Origin of the sequence: Nocardia wallacei (genome assembly GCF_014466955.1) — a bacterium.
Lineage (GTDB): Bacteria > Actinomycetota > Actinomycetes > Mycobacteriales > Mycobacteriaceae > Nocardia > Nocardia wallacei.
Map to the genome: position 1 here is coordinate 1,629,863 of NZ_AP023396.1, position 15,291 is coordinate 1,645,153.

The 15,291-nt window shown below is 66.3% G+C and carries 18 protein-coding genes; 7 read left to right on the top strand and 11 right to left on the bottom strand.

The genetic code is table 11. The features are described from left to right. The first annotated feature begins 63 nt into the window (after positions 1-63). Positions 64-1,278, top strand: a complete 1,215-nt coding sequence (locus NWFMUON74_RS07490; protein WP_483243861.1) for a PucR family transcriptional regulator — start codon at positions 64-66, stop codon at positions 1,276-1,278. Between the two features lie 166 nt (positions 1,279-1,444). Then, a complete protein-coding gene (ald, locus tag NWFMUON74_RS07495; RefSeq protein WP_187687227.1) occupies positions 1,445-2,554 on the top strand; it encodes an alanine dehydrogenase in 1,110 nt (369 codons plus the stop codon). A gap of 390 nt (positions 2,555-2,944) precedes the next feature. Here ald and NWFMUON74_RS07500 read toward each other — a convergent pair whose 3' ends face one another. From NWFMUON74_RS07500 to NWFMUON74_RS07510, 3 genes are all read right to left on the bottom strand, one after another. Then, positions 2,945-3,436, bottom strand: a complete 492-nt coding sequence (locus NWFMUON74_RS07500) for an Lrp/AsnC family transcriptional regulator (protein ID WP_187687228.1) — start codon at positions 3,434-3,436, stop codon at positions 2,945-2,947. A 96-nt stretch (positions 3,437-3,532) separates the two neighbouring features. Next, positions 3,533-3,928, bottom strand: a complete 396-nt coding sequence (locus NWFMUON74_RS07505; RefSeq protein WP_187687229.1) for a rhodanese-like domain-containing protein — start codon at positions 3,926-3,928, stop codon at positions 3,533-3,535. Positions 3,929-3,950: 22 nt separating this feature from the next. Continuing rightward, positions 3,951-4,475: a cysteine dioxygenase gene (locus tag NWFMUON74_RS07510; protein WP_197986980.1), complete on the bottom strand. Its 525-nt coding sequence runs from the start codon at positions 4,473-4,475 to the stop codon at positions 3,951-3,953. 277 nt (positions 4,476-4,752) lie between these two features. Here NWFMUON74_RS07510 and NWFMUON74_RS07515 point away from each other — a divergent pair, with 277 nt between their 5' ends. Next, positions 4,753-6,357 carry an ABC transporter substrate-binding protein gene (locus NWFMUON74_RS07515; protein WP_187687230.1) on the top strand — a complete coding sequence of 535 codons (1,605 nt, stop codon included), beginning with the start codon at positions 4,753-4,755 and terminating at the stop codon, positions 6,355-6,357. 13 nt (positions 6,358-6,370) lie between these two features. On the opposite strand, the gene NWFMUON74_RS07520 is transcribed toward NWFMUON74_RS07515, so the two are convergent. Then, the gene (locus NWFMUON74_RS07520; protein ID WP_187687231.1) at positions 6,371-7,060 is read right to left on the bottom strand and encodes an HAD family hydrolase; all 690 of its coding nucleotides are present in this window, start codon (positions 7,058-7,060) and stop codon (positions 6,371-6,373) included. 191 nt (positions 7,061-7,251) lie between these two features. On the opposite strand from NWFMUON74_RS07520, the gene NWFMUON74_RS07525 reads away from it, so the two are divergent. Continuing rightward, a complete protein-coding gene (locus NWFMUON74_RS07525) occupies positions 7,252-7,728 on the top strand; it encodes a GNAT family N-acetyltransferase (protein WP_187687232.1) in 477 nt (158 codons plus the stop codon). Positions 7,729-7,794: 66 nt separating this feature from the next. On the opposite strand, the gene NWFMUON74_RS07530 is transcribed toward NWFMUON74_RS07525, so the two are convergent. From NWFMUON74_RS07530 to NWFMUON74_RS07540, 3 genes are read right to left on the bottom strand one after another with little or no spacing between them, the layout of a single operon-like run. After that, positions 7,795-8,589, bottom strand: coding sequence for a class I SAM-dependent methyltransferase (locus NWFMUON74_RS07530; RefSeq protein WP_187687233.1), 795 nt, complete (start codon positions 8,587-8,589; stop codon positions 7,795-7,797). Between the two features lie 7 nt (positions 8,590-8,596). Further along, positions 8,597-9,688 carry a hypothetical protein gene (locus NWFMUON74_RS07535; RefSeq protein WP_187687234.1) on the bottom strand — a complete coding sequence of 364 codons (1,092 nt, stop codon included), beginning with the start codon at positions 9,686-9,688 and terminating at the stop codon, positions 8,597-8,599. Positions 9,689-9,710: 22 nt separating this feature from the next. Beyond that, on the bottom strand, positions 9,711-9,878 hold the full coding sequence (locus tag NWFMUON74_RS07540; protein ID WP_187687235.1) for a hypothetical protein: 168 nt from the start codon (positions 9,876-9,878) through the stop codon (positions 9,711-9,713). Positions 9,879-10,189: 311 nt separating this feature from the next. Between NWFMUON74_RS07540 and NWFMUON74_RS07545 the strand changes: the two genes are divergently transcribed. Further along, a complete protein-coding gene (locus NWFMUON74_RS07545) occupies positions 10,190-10,855 on the top strand; it encodes a PIG-L deacetylase family protein (protein ID WP_425300408.1) in 666 nt (221 codons plus the stop codon). A 657-nt stretch (positions 10,856-11,512) separates the two neighbouring features. Here NWFMUON74_RS07545 and NWFMUON74_RS07550 read toward each other — a convergent pair. After that, positions 11,513-12,073: a hypothetical protein gene (locus NWFMUON74_RS07550; RefSeq protein WP_187687237.1), complete on the bottom strand. Its 561-nt coding sequence runs from the start codon at positions 12,071-12,073 to the stop codon at positions 11,513-11,515. A gap of 84 nt (positions 12,074-12,157) precedes the next feature. On the opposite strand from NWFMUON74_RS07550, the gene NWFMUON74_RS07555 reads away from it, so the two are divergent. Further along, positions 12,158-13,549 carry an NsdA family TPR-like regulatory protein gene (locus NWFMUON74_RS07555; protein WP_483243749.1) on the top strand — a complete coding sequence of 464 codons (1,392 nt, stop codon included), beginning with the start codon at positions 12,158-12,160 and terminating at the stop codon, positions 13,547-13,549. On the opposite strand, the gene NWFMUON74_RS07560 is transcribed toward NWFMUON74_RS07555, so the two are convergent. Next, positions 13,513-14,085, bottom strand: a complete 573-nt coding sequence (locus tag NWFMUON74_RS07560) for a GNAT family N-acetyltransferase (RefSeq protein WP_187687239.1) — start codon at positions 14,083-14,085, stop codon at positions 13,513-13,515. The two genes, NWFMUON74_RS07555 and NWFMUON74_RS07560, sit on opposite strands and share 37 nt — an antisense overlap. A gap of 86 nt (positions 14,086-14,171) precedes the next feature. Between NWFMUON74_RS07560 and NWFMUON74_RS07565 the strand changes: the two genes are divergently transcribed. Then, a complete protein-coding gene (locus tag NWFMUON74_RS07565) occupies positions 14,172-14,639 on the top strand; it encodes an NUDIX domain-containing protein (RefSeq protein ID WP_187687240.1) in 468 nt (155 codons plus the stop codon). On the opposite strand, the gene NWFMUON74_RS07570 is transcribed toward NWFMUON74_RS07565, so the two are convergent. Beyond that, entirely contained in the window at positions 14,636-14,944 is a 309-nt protein-coding gene (locus tag NWFMUON74_RS07570; RefSeq protein WP_187687241.1) for a DUF202 domain-containing protein, read from the bottom strand. The genes NWFMUON74_RS07565 and NWFMUON74_RS07570 overlap by 4 nt on opposite strands. Continuing rightward, positions 14,941-15,282, bottom strand: coding sequence for a YidH family protein (locus tag NWFMUON74_RS07575; RefSeq protein WP_187687242.1), 342 nt, complete (start codon positions 15,280-15,282; stop codon positions 14,941-14,943). The genes NWFMUON74_RS07570 and NWFMUON74_RS07575 overlap by 4 nt, the downstream gene beginning before the upstream one ends. Positions 15,283-15,291 lie beyond the last annotated feature (9 nt).

Consider the following 15,291-nt stretch of genomic DNA (forward strand, 5'->3'; position numbering starts at 1 on the left):
AACGAGGTGATTTCGGACGGTCGTATTTGTCACGGGGGGATAATCGAGGCCGGAGGGATTCGGATGAGCATCTCCGACAAAGAATTTCAGGTTAAGCCGGACGCGGTAGAGCGGCTGGCGACCGAGCTCGATGCTAGGATGCCCGTCCTTCTCGACGAGGTGCGGGACATGCTCGCCGCCGAGTGGCCGAACTACGCGGGATTCCTCGACCAACATCATCCGGATGTGGCCGAGGCGGGTGTGCTGTTCGTGCACAGCCTGCTGGAGATGGCCGAGCACGGTCCCGCCCCCGGCCGGGCGGGCGGCGGCGAGTACGCGCGGGCGCGGCTGGTCTTCGAGCAGATCGGGCGGCGGCATTTCCAGGACGGCCTGGAGTTGTCGTACCTGCTCACCGCCTACCAGGTCGGCGCCCGGGTGGCCTGGCATCATGTCGCCGCGACCGCGCTGGAGCTGGAACTCGAGCCGCAGGTGCTGGCCGCCCTGGCCGAGGCCGTGTTCGTCTTCGTCGACGAGTTCTCCACCGCGTCGGCGCACGGGTACGTGCTCGAGCAGTCGGCCGCCAGCGCGGCCCGGGAGCGCCGCCGCGAGGAGTTGGCCGAACTGTTGCTGTCGGGCCGTTCCGATGCCACCGACGTCCGTGCCGCCGCGAACCGGGCCAGCTGGCCGCTGCCCGCCGACGCCGCTGTGGTGCTCGCCGATCCCGACGACGCCGAGTCCCGGACCGCCCTCGATCGGCTCGGCCTCAACGCCCTTCCGATCCGTCGGCCCGACGCGACCGGGGTGATCGTGCCGAACACCAACGGCGGCGGGCAGCTGCCCCGGCTGGCCGCGGTGTTCCGCGGCCGCGCGGTCGTCATCGGCGGCCCGCTGTCGCTGGATCTGCTGCCGGTCGGCATGCACATCGCGCAGACGGCGCTGCGCCTGCGCCGCGGCGGGGTGCTGCGCGACAGCCCGGTGGTCGTCGGCGAGCAACTCGACACCATCATCGCCAACCGCGACGAGTGGCTGCTGTCGGTGCTGCGGGAGCAGGTGCTCGAACCGGTGCTGGAACTGCCCGAGGGCACCCGCGACCGCCTGATCGAGACGCTGCGCAGCTGGCTGTGGCAGATGGGCGACCGGCAGGCGATCGCGCACGAACTGCACATCCACCCGCAGACGGTCCGCTATCGCCTGGCCCGGCTGCGCGAGCTGTACGGCGAGCGGCTGGAATCGCCGCGCGAGCGGGCCCGATTGTTCCTGGCGCTGATCTGGGACGTGCCGCACGAGCCGCCCGGGTAGCGCCGAAGATGCTTCGGGCGGCGGCCTGTCGAGACCCGGAGTTTCGCTTATATGGATGACACATCGGCGTAATCGAGAATTATCTTCAGCAGGATAGATCTCTGATCGCAGTTTTTTCATACTTTGGGCAACGGGACGATTGCATCCAGCGGACACAGGAGCACAGGTGAAGATCGGAATCCCCCGCGAGGTCAAAAACCACGAATACCGAGTCGCGGGCACCCCGGCCGGGGTGCGGGAACTGGTGGCGCGCGGCCATGAGGTGTTCGTCGAGACCGGGGCCGGCGTCGGTTCGGCGTTCGACGACGACGCCTACTCGCTCGTCGGCGCCCGCGTGCTGAATTCGGCGGACGAGGTCTGGGGCATAGCGGATCTGGTGCTGAAGGTCAAAGAGCCGGTGGGCGAGGAGTATTCGCGGCTGCGCGAGGGCCAGGTGCTGTTCACCTACCTGCACCTCGCGGCCTCGGCGGAATGCACCGACGCGCTGCTGCGCTCGGGCGTCACCGCCATCGCCTACGAGACCGTCACCGGCCGCGACGGCTCGCTGCCGCTGCTGGCGCCGATGAGCGAGGTGGCCGGTCGGCTGGCATCCCAGGCGGGCGCCTACCACCTGATGCGCAGCGGCGGCGGGCGCGGCGTGCTGATGGGCGGCGTACCCGGAACCCGCCCGGCAAAGGTCGTCGTCATCGGCGCGGGAGTGGCGGGACGCAATGCCGCGGCGGTCGCCGTCGGCATGCGCGCCGACGTGACGGTGCTGGATCTGAACATCGCGCCGCTGCGCGAACTCGACGCGCAGTATCAGGGCCGAGTGCGCACGGTCATCTCCAACGCGCAGGAGCTGGAGAACTCGGTGCGCGAGGCGGACCTGGTGATCGGCGCGGTGCTGGTGCCGGGGGCCAAGGCGCCGAAGCTGGTCTCCCACGAGCTGGTGGAGCAGATGAAGCCGGGCTCGGTACTGGTCGACATCGCCATCGACCAGGGCGGCTGCTTCGCCGACTCGCGCCCCACGACCCACGCCGATCCGACCTATCAGGTGCACAAGTCGGTCTTCTACTGCGTGGCCAACATGCCCGGCGCGGTGCCCTACACCTCCACCGTGGCCCTCACCAATGCCACGCTGCCCTATGTCGTTTCACTCGCCGATCGAGGCTGGCGCGCGGCGGTCGCGTCCGACCCCGGCCTGGAACAGGGCCTGAGCACCCACCAGGGCATGCTCCTGTCGGAGAGCGTCGCCGCCGCGCACGGCTACACCGCCCAGCCCCTCGCCGGAGTGTGAACGCCGCACACGCTACCTCCGCACAGCCCTACGCCCGGGGGCGGAGGACGTGCGCGCTACATCGCGTAGTCCCTCGCCGGGTGTGGAGGCTGTGCGCGCTATCCCGCACAGCCCTAGGCCGAACCTTGAGGTCGTGCGCGCTATATCGCGTAGTCCCTCGCCGGATGTGGAGGCTGCGCCCGCTACATCGTGCAACCCCTACGCCGGGGGTGGAGGCCGTGCGCGCTACATCGTGCAACCCCTACGCCGGGGGTGGAGGCCGTGCGCGCTACATCGTGCAACCCCTACGCCGGATGTGGAGGTCGTGCGCTACCTCGCGCAGTGCTTCGTCGGAGCGTGGAGGCCGCCGCGCTGATCGCACAGCCCCACGCCGGAGTGGGGAGGTCGCGGTCAGCGGCCTGGGCGGATGCGGGGGCGGATGTGTTCGAAGATGAGGATGGTTTCGGTGCGGGCGACGGCGGGGTGGGCGCTCAGATTCTCCAGCACGAACATGCGCAGGCGTTCGGTGTCGGCGGTGGCCACGTGCACGAGGAAATCGTCGGCGCCCGCGATGAAGTAGACGTTGAGCACCTCGTCGAGCGCGGCGAGCTGGGCGCCGAAGTCGGCGAGGTGCTTGCGCGCGTTGGCCTGCACCCGCACCGAGACCATCGCCTGCAGGCTGCGCCCCAGCGCGGCCGGGTCGATATCGGCGTGGAAGCCGCGGATCACCCCGCGTTCGACCAGCGACCGGACCCGCCCCAGACAGGTGGACGGGGCGATCCCGGCGGCCGCCGCCAGCGCGTTGTTCGTCATGCGCCCGTCGCGCGCCAGTTCGTCGAGCAGGATGCGATCGACGTCGTCCAGCGCCACCGCGGACCGCGCCGTAGGGTCGTTCTTCGGCATCGTCCCACCGTATCGAACGAAATTCGGCGATCCGGCCGATCGGACGCCGAATCCGCTGTTCTCACCGCGCGCATCGGCGCATGTTTCGCGGGATGCTCAGGGCACGGCGGGGGAGCCGCCCGGCACCACCGGGAGTCCGGCGGACTTCCACGCGCGAAAACCGCCGATCAGGTCGGTGGCGTGGGCCAGGCCGAGGCGGTGCGCGTCGGCGGCGGCCAGGCTGGAGGCATACCCCTCGTTGCAGACCAGAATCACCGGCGTATCCGCCGCCAGGCCCGGCAGCCGGTGCTCGCCGGTCGGATCCAGCCGCCACTCCAGCACGATGCGTTCCATCACCACCGCACCCGGAATCTCGCCCTCGTCGAGCCGGTTCGCGTGTGGCCGGATGTCCACGATCAGCGCGCCCTCCGACTGCAGGGCCGCCGCCTCCCGGGGCTCCACCCGGATCAGTCGCGACCGGGCGCGGGTGAGTAGTTCGTCTACGGCACTCATACCTCCACCCTTCCCGAACCGGTCATATCCCCGCAAAATCGGTCAGGTCACGGTATTCGCGGACCGGCCGCAGCGGCGGCGAGTACGCGTGCACCGTGGCCGCCGGGCCCGCGCTGCGATTGTCGAGCCGGTGGGCACGCTGCGGCCCGAAGGCCACGGTCTGGCCCGCCCGCCAGTGCGCCTGCCGCACGGGCCCGCCCGCGTGGCGGTACTCCTCGTTCAGCTCGCCGACGGTGACCGTGAACGCGCCCGACGCCCCGCCGTGGTCGTGCGGTTCGGTGCCCTGCCCCGGCGCCCACGACAACAGCCACAGCTCCACGCCCATGGTCAGCGCCAGCCGGGTCCACCAGCGCTGGCCGGAATCGAAGCGGACGATGTCGAGCAGCGGCGTGGCGAGTTCGGCGGCGACCGCCTCGGTCAGCTCGCGCAGTTCCGCGGGGGACCACAGTGTGCGGTCCGGGTGTACGGCGTCCTGTAACAGCGGCACGTCTACGGCAGGGTGAATGTCCTTGGCATGCTTCAGATTCACCGGTAGTGACGTGGTCACCCTGTGCGCTCCTGACGGGTCGAGTGGACGGAACCAGCTCGGATTGTCCGCCATCGCGGCGGCGCTGCCATCGGACAGGATCAGCGTGAGCGAAATCGCCGGACCGTTCGAACCGCGGGCAAGCATTGCGCTCAGGCCGATCGAGAGTGCTGACACCGCAACCGATTTCCCCCTACCGTCGGCGCAGCCGAGGCAAAGGAAATTCGATGGTCGATTTCGCGGTGCTGGCCGCCGACATCCTGGGGCTGCGTTCCACCTCACCCCCCTGGAGAATTCGATGAAAAGACCCGTGGCCCTGCTGGGCGCCGTCGTCGCCGTCGCGACCCTCGCGGCCTGTGGCTCCGACTCCGGCGGCTCCGTTCCGGCCGGCCCACCGCGGCCGGGCGGCACCTTGCGCTACGGCCTGTCGCTCGCGCCCACCTGCTCCGATCCGGCCCAGGCCGGAACCAACCAAACCCTCTATGTCACAAGGCAGATCGTCGATTCCCTGACCGACCAGAACCCCGAGACCGGCGCGATCACGCCGTGGCTGGCGCAGAGCTGGGAGGTGAGCCCGGACGCCAGAGCCTTCACCTTCCACCTGCGTCCGGGGGTGACCTTCAGCGACGGCACGCCGCTCACCGCGACCTCGGTGCAGAAGAATTTCGACGCCATCGTGCACACCCTGACCGGTGTGAAGGCGCCCCTGGCGGCGAGCTACCTGGCCGGGTACACCGGCACCACCGTGGTGGATCCGCTCACCGCCCGGGTGGAATTCGACCGGCCGAACGCGCAGTTCCTGCAGGCGTCCTCGACGCCGCAGCTCGGCATTCTCGCCGAGGGCACGACGTCCGGGTCGGCCGACGAGCGCTGCCTGGGCACCGACATCGGCACCGGCCCGTTCACCTATGCCGAGTACAAGCAGGGCGCCTCGGCCACGCTCGTGAAGCGGGTCGGCTATGCCTGGGGGTCACCGGTTTTCGCGCACCAGGGCGAGGCCTATCTGGATCGGATCGAGTTCACGGTGGTGCCGGAGTCGGGGGTGCGGGCGGGCAGCGTGTCCTCGAACCAGCTCGACGCGGTCAGCGACGCGCTGCCGCAGGACGCGCCGCAGATCGAGGCCGCCGGTGGGAAGGTGCAGGTGACCCCGAATCCGGGCTTGCCGTTCGGGATTCAGCCCAACGTCACCCGCGGACCGCTACGGGACGCGGCCGTGCGCGCCGCGCTGGAATCGGCCATCGACCGTCAGGAACTCGTCGATACGGTGCTGGGGCCGCAGTTCCGGCCCGCCAGTAGTTCACTCGGCTCGAAAACACCTGCCTACGTGGATCTTTCGGAGCGAATACGGTACGACCCCGAGACCGCGCGGCGCCATCTGGAGCAGGCGGGCTGGGCGCCCGGCGGTGACGGGATTCGGGCCAAGGACGGCGTGCGCCTGTCCTTCGGCATCCTGTTCAGCCGCGCTTTCGCCGGGAATCAGGCGATTCTCGAGCTGATCCAGCAGCAGCTGCGCAAGGTCGGCGTCGAGGTGCAGTTGCAGGTCGCCTCCGACGCGGAGTACACGGCGCGGCAGAATGCCAAGGATTTCGACTCGGTGTACTACAACATCACCCGCGCCGACGGCGACATCCTGCGCACCACCTTCGGTCTGGCCGACCGCAACCTCAACGCGCGCGGCCCGATCCCGCCGCTGGATCGGGCGCTCTACGACCAACTGCAGGCCGCCGACCCGGCCGTGCGTACACAGCTGATCGGGCAGGCGCAGCGACTGGTGCTCGACAACGGGCTGTGGATACCCACGATCGAGCTGTCGCAGGCGATCGGGGTGTCGGATACGGTGCAGGACTTGAAGTTCGAGGCGTCGGGCCGGTTGCAGTTCCACGACACCTGGCTGCGCGAGTAGGACTCTCGACGGCTCACCTTCCGGTCCGGAGCAGGACGGCGCGGATCGCGTCGTCGAAGGTGTGCGCCACGTAATCGGCAGGCGCGGAGGCGATCTGGTATGTCGTGCCGACGCCGTAGGTGACTCCGACGGTGAAAGCGCCGATGGCGGCACCCAATCCGATATCCGCGGCGGTGTCGCCGACGACCGCGCCGGAGGGCCCGGCATCGGACAGGCCCAGGATCGCCAGGGCGGCGTCTGCGCTGTCGCGATGCGGTTCGGGATGTGTCACGTCGTCGGCACCGACCACGGCCGCGAACTGCTCGCGGATGCCCGCGGCGGCCAGGAGCAGCTCGGCGCCCTGGCGTTTCTTGCTGGTCACCACGGCCAGCACCAGACCGGACCGGGCGAGTCGCTCCAAGCCGCCGCGCACCCCGGGGAACAGCAGATCGGCCGCCTTCGGCACGATGAGTTCGCGGTACCGGGTCCGAAAATCGGCCGAAACCCTCTGCGCTGTAGTCGAATCCGGTTCCGTACCGGACAGCGCTCCGGCCATCTGCGCCAGTGGCGCGCCGATCAGCGCCCGGGCGGTCGCGAGTTCCGGGAGAACGCCGGTCACCGCCTCGACAGCCAGCGACATCTGCTCGGCGACAGCGCGCGGAGTGTCCAGCAACGTCCCTTCCAGGTCGAACAACACCGCCGAGCGCGCCGACTCAGCCGACATGGGCCACTCCTCGCTCCAGGGTGACCCGCGCCGCCTCGGTCTCGGAAGTGGCGACAGACCCCTTGGTCGCTGGCCATGCTGCGGGAGACGGGCTGCGCTGTACACAGTTTCGACCAGCGTGAGTGAATAGCTGTTGTGCGGTGCCCGGTACCGGCTCGAATGTCAACGGTCGCACGACGAATGGAGCCGGGATGGTCGACAATGACCGCGGTACCGTCACACTGCGCCCTGTCGGCTGGGCCGATCCCGACGCCGTGTTGCTGCGCGAGGAGATGGCGGCCGAGGTGGGCCCGCGCTACGCCCGCTTGATGCGGACATTACCGACCGACCCGCACCGCATCGATCCCGCGACGGTGGTCCGCACCGTGGTCGCGTACGGACCGGACCCGGTCGGTCACGCCGCAATACGTCGGAACGGAAGCGATCTCGAACTGAAGCGCATGTTCGTGCGTCCCGGCCATCGCGGCCGCGGCATCTCCGACCTGCTGCTCACCGCCGCCGAAGACACCGCCCGCGCGCACGGCGTGCCGCGGCTGATCCTGCAGACCGGACATCTGCAACCGGTGGCCGTCCGCTTCTACCTCCGCCGCGGTTACCACCGGATCCCTCTCTTCTCACCCTACGAACACCTACCGCTGTCGAATTGCTTTGCCAAGCAATTGATTTGAGGCGAGCCTCACGCCGGTGGGCCCGATCAGCGAAGCCATGCCCTGAGCGGACGAGATCATAGGGAGTCAGGAATGAATTTGTTCTGTGGGAATCGGGGAGTGCGCCTCGATCATGAACATCGACTTTGTCAATCGCAGGTCATGTTCCACAGAGCACGCTGATTCCATGTCCGCGCGGCTCAGTTTCATGCCCTCTGCCGTTTCTTCGAACAACAATGTCGAAGTGTAGTACCGTAAGAATTCTTCTCGGTCGGGAAAAATAAGGCTTGCATCTATCGTGTCGGTTCGCACATAGTCGAATCGCTCTTGCACGATCGGTAGGAATTCGTCGGTGAGTCGTGCAGCACGGATTCGGGTGCGATCGTCGATGCGTTGTCCGGTGAGGCGTTCGTTGTAATCATAGAGTTCGGGCGCGTTCTCGGCCGTCGGTCCGATGAGCAGCAAGTGGCCGTCGGTGCGAAGAACTCGGGTGATCTCGCCGATTGTGGTGACCGGGTCCTGTGCATTGTAGATGGCGAAAATCGATGTCACCAGATCGAATGTGCAGTTCTCGAACGGAAATTCGTCATCCATGGATTGTTCGACCAGAGTGAGTTCGCGAGCGCCACCGAGATCGGCTCGCGCAGTATCGAGCAATGTGCTGTCTCGGTCGATTCCGATCACGCGACCGCCGGGCTGCAGGTGGCGCAGGTAGATTCCGAGATGGTTTCCGTCACCGCAGCCGATGTCGAGCACGGCTTTCCAACGTCGAACGCTGACGAATTTCTCGATCCAGGCGGTCAGGTCGAAGGTGCCGAATCGCTTGTTCGCTCTGATGCGGTTGGCGAGTCGGTTGTCCTTTTCTTGGAAGCTCAGGTCCATCGCATCCTCAGTGGTTCGTCGTCGAAAGCGATCCGGGTAGTAACAGTAAGGCGTGTAGGCCCAGGTGGGTTATCGCGTCCGGCAAGGGCATCGAGCTGGGTAGTTGTGATAGATACGTTTTCCACCAGCGTTTGTCGCGTTTCCAGGCGTCCGTGTAGGCGACGCAGAAGGCCGGAGTGATCTCCTGGTGTGCGGCAATGGCCGTCTGCAGCGCGGTGTGGACCGCGACTTCGTCGTTTCCCTGTGCGATGCGCTCGGCGAACTTGTCGATCAGTGCTTGCAGGAAGTCGTACTTGGCAGATAAGAAGGACCGCCAAAAGGCGCGATCTGCATGGCCCGGTGCGAACCCGTGGCGGATGCCGCTGTGCAGGCCCTGTGCGATGACTTCGCCGAACTCTTGGTGTGCCGCTCTTCGGGGATCATCGAAGGGGCGATATTCGGCGTGTACGGCACTTCCGGTCAGTGCGAGCTTGGGAAAGGAATCGTCGTCCAGTAGATATAGCCAGTCATCATTGTATATTTCCGGAAAGAATGCCGGACGTTGCCTGGGGGATGTCATCAGGACACCGCCCGCCAGAAACGAGTCGTGCACCTGCCCGATTCGCTCGAGGGCATGGCCGACTACAGAGAGATCGGGGAACCCGTGGACGGTCAATCCGGATACCGCGTACTGGTCGAGCAGTTCCGAGGCAGCAAGAATATGATTGGGCTCATCGATCCGCACGTCGTCGTCGAGGAAGAAGATTCGGTCCCATCCGACCAGGTGCGCGAGGATGATCCCCAAATTGCGTTTCGCGCTGACCTCGACCGAGTGCCAGAATGGCGTTCGCGCGAGTAGTTCGGCGGTGCCGAAGACCTCGGGATAGGGCGGGCACACGTTCGCGTCGAAGTCGATCGCAACTACCGGAACGCTGGAATGTGCCGCACTATCGGCAACGTCTCGCGAACTGATTTGCTTGCTGCAGACGACGACCAGAGTGCATCCGAGGGCTTCGGCTAACCGTACGTGCTCTCTCACGAGGTTGATCGGTCGCGCGGCCGGTACCACAATGGCGTCTACGCCGATTTTGCCCCGTTTCACCGAGTGGTCGGTTGCCATCACGTGGGATGGTATCCGTCCACTAGATGGTATCGACCGGCGGAACTCCGAAGGCTCGTGACTGGGATGCCTCGAGTAGCGTGGTCGAGTCGATTTTTTGGCCGACCACATCGGGAAGCAGCTCATGGGGAGTGTTTGCGATGGTCTCGTAGGCGCGTCCGGCGAACTCGATCAGGGTGGCTATGAACATGGGTTGCCTCTCCGGATTGGATCCGATATGCGGTCGGGTCGGGCTGAACTGTCCTCGATGATAAGCCTGGCGCCGAGCTCGGACTAGCCAATCCTGGGAAGTGGGTGGGAGGCGATATATTGTCCCGTGCGGGTTCGTTCCCGAGTTTGGAGTTGTGTAATGAGTAATGGCACGTGCTTGCGTTGTGTGGACGAAATTTTACGGTCGAGCTTGGGCGTCGAGTACGTCGGGTTTCGCTCACTCGATGGCGACGAACCCGACCGGCGGCGGCAGATAGTACAGGCGCGCTCTCATGAAATGCGTGTACGGATTTGATGTCACTGAATGGCGATAGTCTGACCGAGATCGCCGTACTGGGAGCGCATTGTGACGATATCGCCATCGGGGCGGGCGGCACGCTGCTGACGTTGGCTGATGCATATCCTGGACTGCGGGTCAGAGCATTGATCCTGTCCGGGCGGGGAACGGAGCGAGAGGGGGAGGAGCGACACGCCCTGAGTGCATTCTGTCCTGGGGCACAGGTCGACGTCACAGTGTATGACGTCGCCGACGGCAGCGCGCCCGCTGAATGGGCGCGAATAAAGGAGGCACTCCGGCATTTTCGTCGCCGTTGTGAACCGCAGCTCATTCTCGCGCCGAACCGTGAGGATGCGCATCATGATCACCGGCTTCTCGCCGAGCTTATAACTACCGAATTCCGGGACCATTTGGTACTGCGGTACGAGATAGTAAAGTGGGAAATAGATACCGCACGCCCCACCTTGTTTCACCCGCTGGCGCCGAAGATCGCGGCCACCAAGGCCAGGTTGCTTCATGAGCATTACCCGTCGCAGCGGTATCGGCACTGGTTCGACGAACGCACTTTTCTCGGGTTGGCACGCATCCGCGGCGTCCAGTGCGGGAGGGAATTCGCCGAGGCGTTTCTCATCGACAAGGTAATGATCGATTTCGGTCGGACAGCAGGCGGACGCGGCTGAGCTCTGACATGCTGGGTATCGCGTCACTTGCAGCTTCGAACAGATTGTGACCGCGGGTGAAGGTGAGCAGTTGGCGGCCCGTCCAATTCTTCTCGATGCTGTCGACGGCAAACCGACCATAGCCAGTAGCGTGCGGCTCACCTCGTCCCTCCGGGGTGATACCCGCGTGCGAAGTACGGGACGACGTGTGGCTGGTGACTGGCGGCGACGAATCGCATCGCTTGCTCCGCGTCGGCAAGGCTGCTGTATGGGCCCCACACCCCGTTCGGACACGGTCCTTCGTGTCCGGCGCAACGACCGCCGCACGCCACGATTGCCCACCGCGTGTGCGGTTCGGATCGCGTGCTGTTCACCGCACGTGCCGATCCGGCGCGATGGAAGGCTGTGTGGTTGGCGATACGTCGCTCCAGAATTCGTGGCGGACCCTGTCCCACAATGGATTCCATTGGGGACAGCGCACACGCGCTTCGGCGAGGTCGGTCCCCGGCGCGAACCGCACCTTCACCGCGCGACGGTCATCGGCGTTGTCGTGCACGGCAATCACCTCGATTCGTCTCCTGGAATCACGAGTAGGCCGCCACACCGCCTCGAGCCCACCGGCCCGCGTCGTACGCTCGCTGTCCATCGGCATTCGGCTCTCGCCAGGTCCCGGGGCATTCACGTGGTCGCACCCGCCGAGCCGGGCGCGACGCAGCGATGATTCCTGTTCGCGCCGCGCCCATCTTCGGCCCCGGCGCTGCCCGCCGCGAGCACCCGGTGGTCGGCGGCATCCTCGGTGAGCCCATCGAGCACCGACAAGAGCGTCTGCAGATCCGGCCTCGCCCCCGGCACCGATTTCGACACCGCCGCCCTCCACATCTCCGGCGGACGGACGGTTCCCAACACGAACATCTCACACACCCGCGACGGCTGATCATCAACAGTCGCAAGGTCATACACGAACACAGCGTCGACACCGAGCGCAGCCGCGATCCCGAGCCCATACCCCACCGGGTCCGGATGATCCGCAGGTGGCCGCACCGTATACAAACAGGCGTAGCCCGACTCAACCGCATGCCGCCGCACCATGACTGCCTGCCGCGCAGTCTCAGGCCCCGCAATGTCGGGGCGGACCAGGCCCACCGCGGTGCGCCTGGCCTGGTCGTATTCACCGGAATCCATGTGCTTCCCCTCCGCTGCCCTCTTGTCGGTGATGGAGCTGTATCCACCGTCGCGCATGGGCCGCTTCTGCGGAATCCGCTGTTGTTGGCGCAGTGTTGACCTACCGTTGCAATCGACTACTGGCCGATCGGGGGAGGCGATATGGTGCTTGCGAGGGGTTGGACGGGGTTCGAGGCAACCGCTCTCCAAGCTGCGACTCGCATGTCGGTGCGCGAGTTCGCCGAGGTGGTTTCGGTCGAGCCGAGAACGGTCGCGAATTGGCGAAAGCGTGGCCGCGCAGCTGTTCCCAGACCTTTCACCCAGGGCCTCCTCGACACCGTGCTGTCGCGGGTGGACGATCAGGTACGTGCCCGGTTCGAGCAGCTCATCGAGCACGGTGATGCGGCTTCGGGCCGCATGGCTCGACCCGAGCCGGCTTGGGTGGCGGCCGTGCCGTGGGGGCGAGAGAGTGCGCAGATAGACGCGGAATTGCGAGTGTGGATAGAAATGAACCGTCGTCAGCTGATCCGATTGTTCACCGGAGTAGGGGTGCTACCGGCGGTGGCCGCGATCTTCGCCGACCTGGACGAGGTGGAGCGCGACCGAATCACCGATATCCTCGTCGATCCGAGCCGGGTGGACGATGCCGCCGTCGACAACATCGAGAGAGCTTTGGGCGTGCTGCTGGCCCAGAACGATGTCTTCGGGCCGGAGGCGGTGCTCGCGATGGTCCAGGGCCAACGCACCTTGGCCGAGGCGTTGGTCAGGGAGTGCCCCGAACGCCTGCGGCCTCGGATGCACAACTTGCACGGGGCGCTGGCCCAACTGGCCGGCTGGATGCAATTCGATCTGCACGACCTCGACGGAGCCTACGAGAGTTACAAGCAGGCGCGCAGGTCGGCGCACGAGGCCCGGAACAGCGATTTGGCCGCACTGGTGCTCTGCAACATGGCCTATCTGGAGGTGTGGCGAAACGAGCCGCGCCTCGGCATCGATCACGCGGTGGCCGCGCAGAATTGGGCACGTCGGTCCGACGACCATCGATTGCGAGCCTATGCCGACGATATGGCCGCGATCGCGTTCGCGAAGGACAACCAACGTAGCCAATGCATTTCAGCGCTGATCGATGCGGACAGCGCGATCGCCGTTGCCGAGCGACAACCGGCCGAGGGGTCCGTCGCCTACTTTCAGAGTCCAGGTCTGGTGGCGTCCCTGCGCAGCGACTGTCTGCACCAGCTCGGCTCCGGCCACGACGCTCGTGTTGCCGCTGAGGAAGCCTTGGCACACATCGACGCGTCGTTCGTACGCAACCGAGCCCTGGCTTGTGTGGATTTGGCCAATGCTCATGCGGATCTCGGTGAGGTCGAGGCTGCTGTCGGAGCCATTCGCGCCAGTGCGGATCTGGCTAGGTCCTGCCGATCCGATCGGCTCTCTGCCCGGATCGGAGAGGCTCGCCACGAACTCGCGCGGTGGAGCAATGTGAGTTGCGTGCGGGAACTCGATGATGAGCTGATGTCCTACGGTTTCGCTGCGCCGGGCAGATCCGCGACATAGATATCGAATTGCGACGAGACGTAACTCGGAGTGTCCTGTCGGCCGACCAGTTGCCACCCGCCGATCGCGGCGTAGAACGCGTGAGATCCCGCGGCCTTGGGCTGTACGGCGAGAGTCGTACGTTCCTCCGGGCGGGTACTGAGCAGCGTGCCGAGCAGACGGCGTCCGATTCCCTTTCTACGCCAATCGTTCCGCACCGCGAGATCGATCACCGCGAACGTCCGGCCCGTCCATTCACGAGTCATATCGTCGGCGACAGGCTCTCGAAAACCATTCCACCAATTCGTGTCCGGCTTCAACGCAATGCCGTAGACGAATCCGACCAGCTCGCCCGCGATCGTGGCGAACGCTGTCCCGAATGTCGGGTCGAGGACGAGACGGTCCAGCATCTGCCGGTGCCGCACCGACTCTCCGTCCGGCCATACGAACGGCGGGACCGAGAATACCTCGTCGTAGAGCGCGCACACGGCATCCATCTGCCGCCGAGCCTCGACCGCCGAACCCACAACCACCGTCACCTGCTCACCCTCACCCATAATGCGACCATACGGGCCTGTCCGGGCAACCGCCCTACGCTTCGCCTCGCAACTCGAGCGCTTTTCCGAGAGAAGGAGCCGATCCGATGACTGACCCAGCCGCCCGGTTCGCGACACCTCGACTCGCGGCAGGCGCGCTCTTCGTTCGTGGCGAGGAGGTCTTGCTGGTTCGTAAGACCTATGGAAACCGGTGGGATATTCCTGGCGGTTACGTCGACAGGGGAGAGTCACCGGCGGACGCGTGTGAGCGGGAGTTGCGAGAGGAGTTGGGGCTGAACAGGTCTGTGCGTCGGCTGCTGGTTCACGATTGGGCGCCCGGTGATGCCGAGGGGGACAAGGTTTTGTATGTGTTCGATTGTGGCGAGCTGGGCGACGACGAGCGCAGGCTCCGCCTCGACGGCACAGAAATCGACACAATCGCATGGGTGAACGTGAACAGGTTGCCCGGCTACGTGATTCAACGCCTTGCGCGGCGTTTGGCGCACGCGTGTCGAGCGCACACGTCGGGCACCGTCATGTACTTGGAGCACGGCCGACCCCGCACGCCGCACTAGAACAGGGGATTCACCGACCCGATGACGGCCGCCACGAGCGCGACGACGATGACCGCCACCGTCGTCACCGCGACAACCGCCGCCCCGTGGCCCCAATGCCCGTGCCGCAGTGAGCGATTCCGCACATAACCGACCGCCGCGAGGGCCAGCAGCGTCAGCGCCGCCGCCACCGGCGCCACCGATGCCCCGCGCCACCCCGTGACGACGGCCTCGTGCAGGAACAGTGCCGCGATGCCCATCGCCGCCACGGCCGTCCGGCGCCAGGCCAGGGCGGTGCGTTCGGCGGCGAGCGTCGGCGCGGTCATCGGTAGAGCACCGCCACCGCGGCCAGCACGGAGACCACCGCGATGCCCACGGCGAGCAGCGGCACCATCACCGTGTCGGCGAGCGGCTCGCCGCGCCGCATGCGCCGCTGCACGTCCCGCCAATGCGTGTAGGCGCCGACCGACACCAGCACCGCCAGCACGATGCAGCTCACCGCCAGCGTCCGCCGCAGCCCGACGTGATGGAACGGCTGGGCCAGCGTGTGCACGGCGACGCCCCCGGCGAGCAACCCGAGCGCGGTCCGGATCCACGCCAGGAAGGTGCGTTCGTTGGCCAGCGTGAAGCGGTAGTCGATGTCCTCGTGATCCGCATCGGTCATGGTCCGACC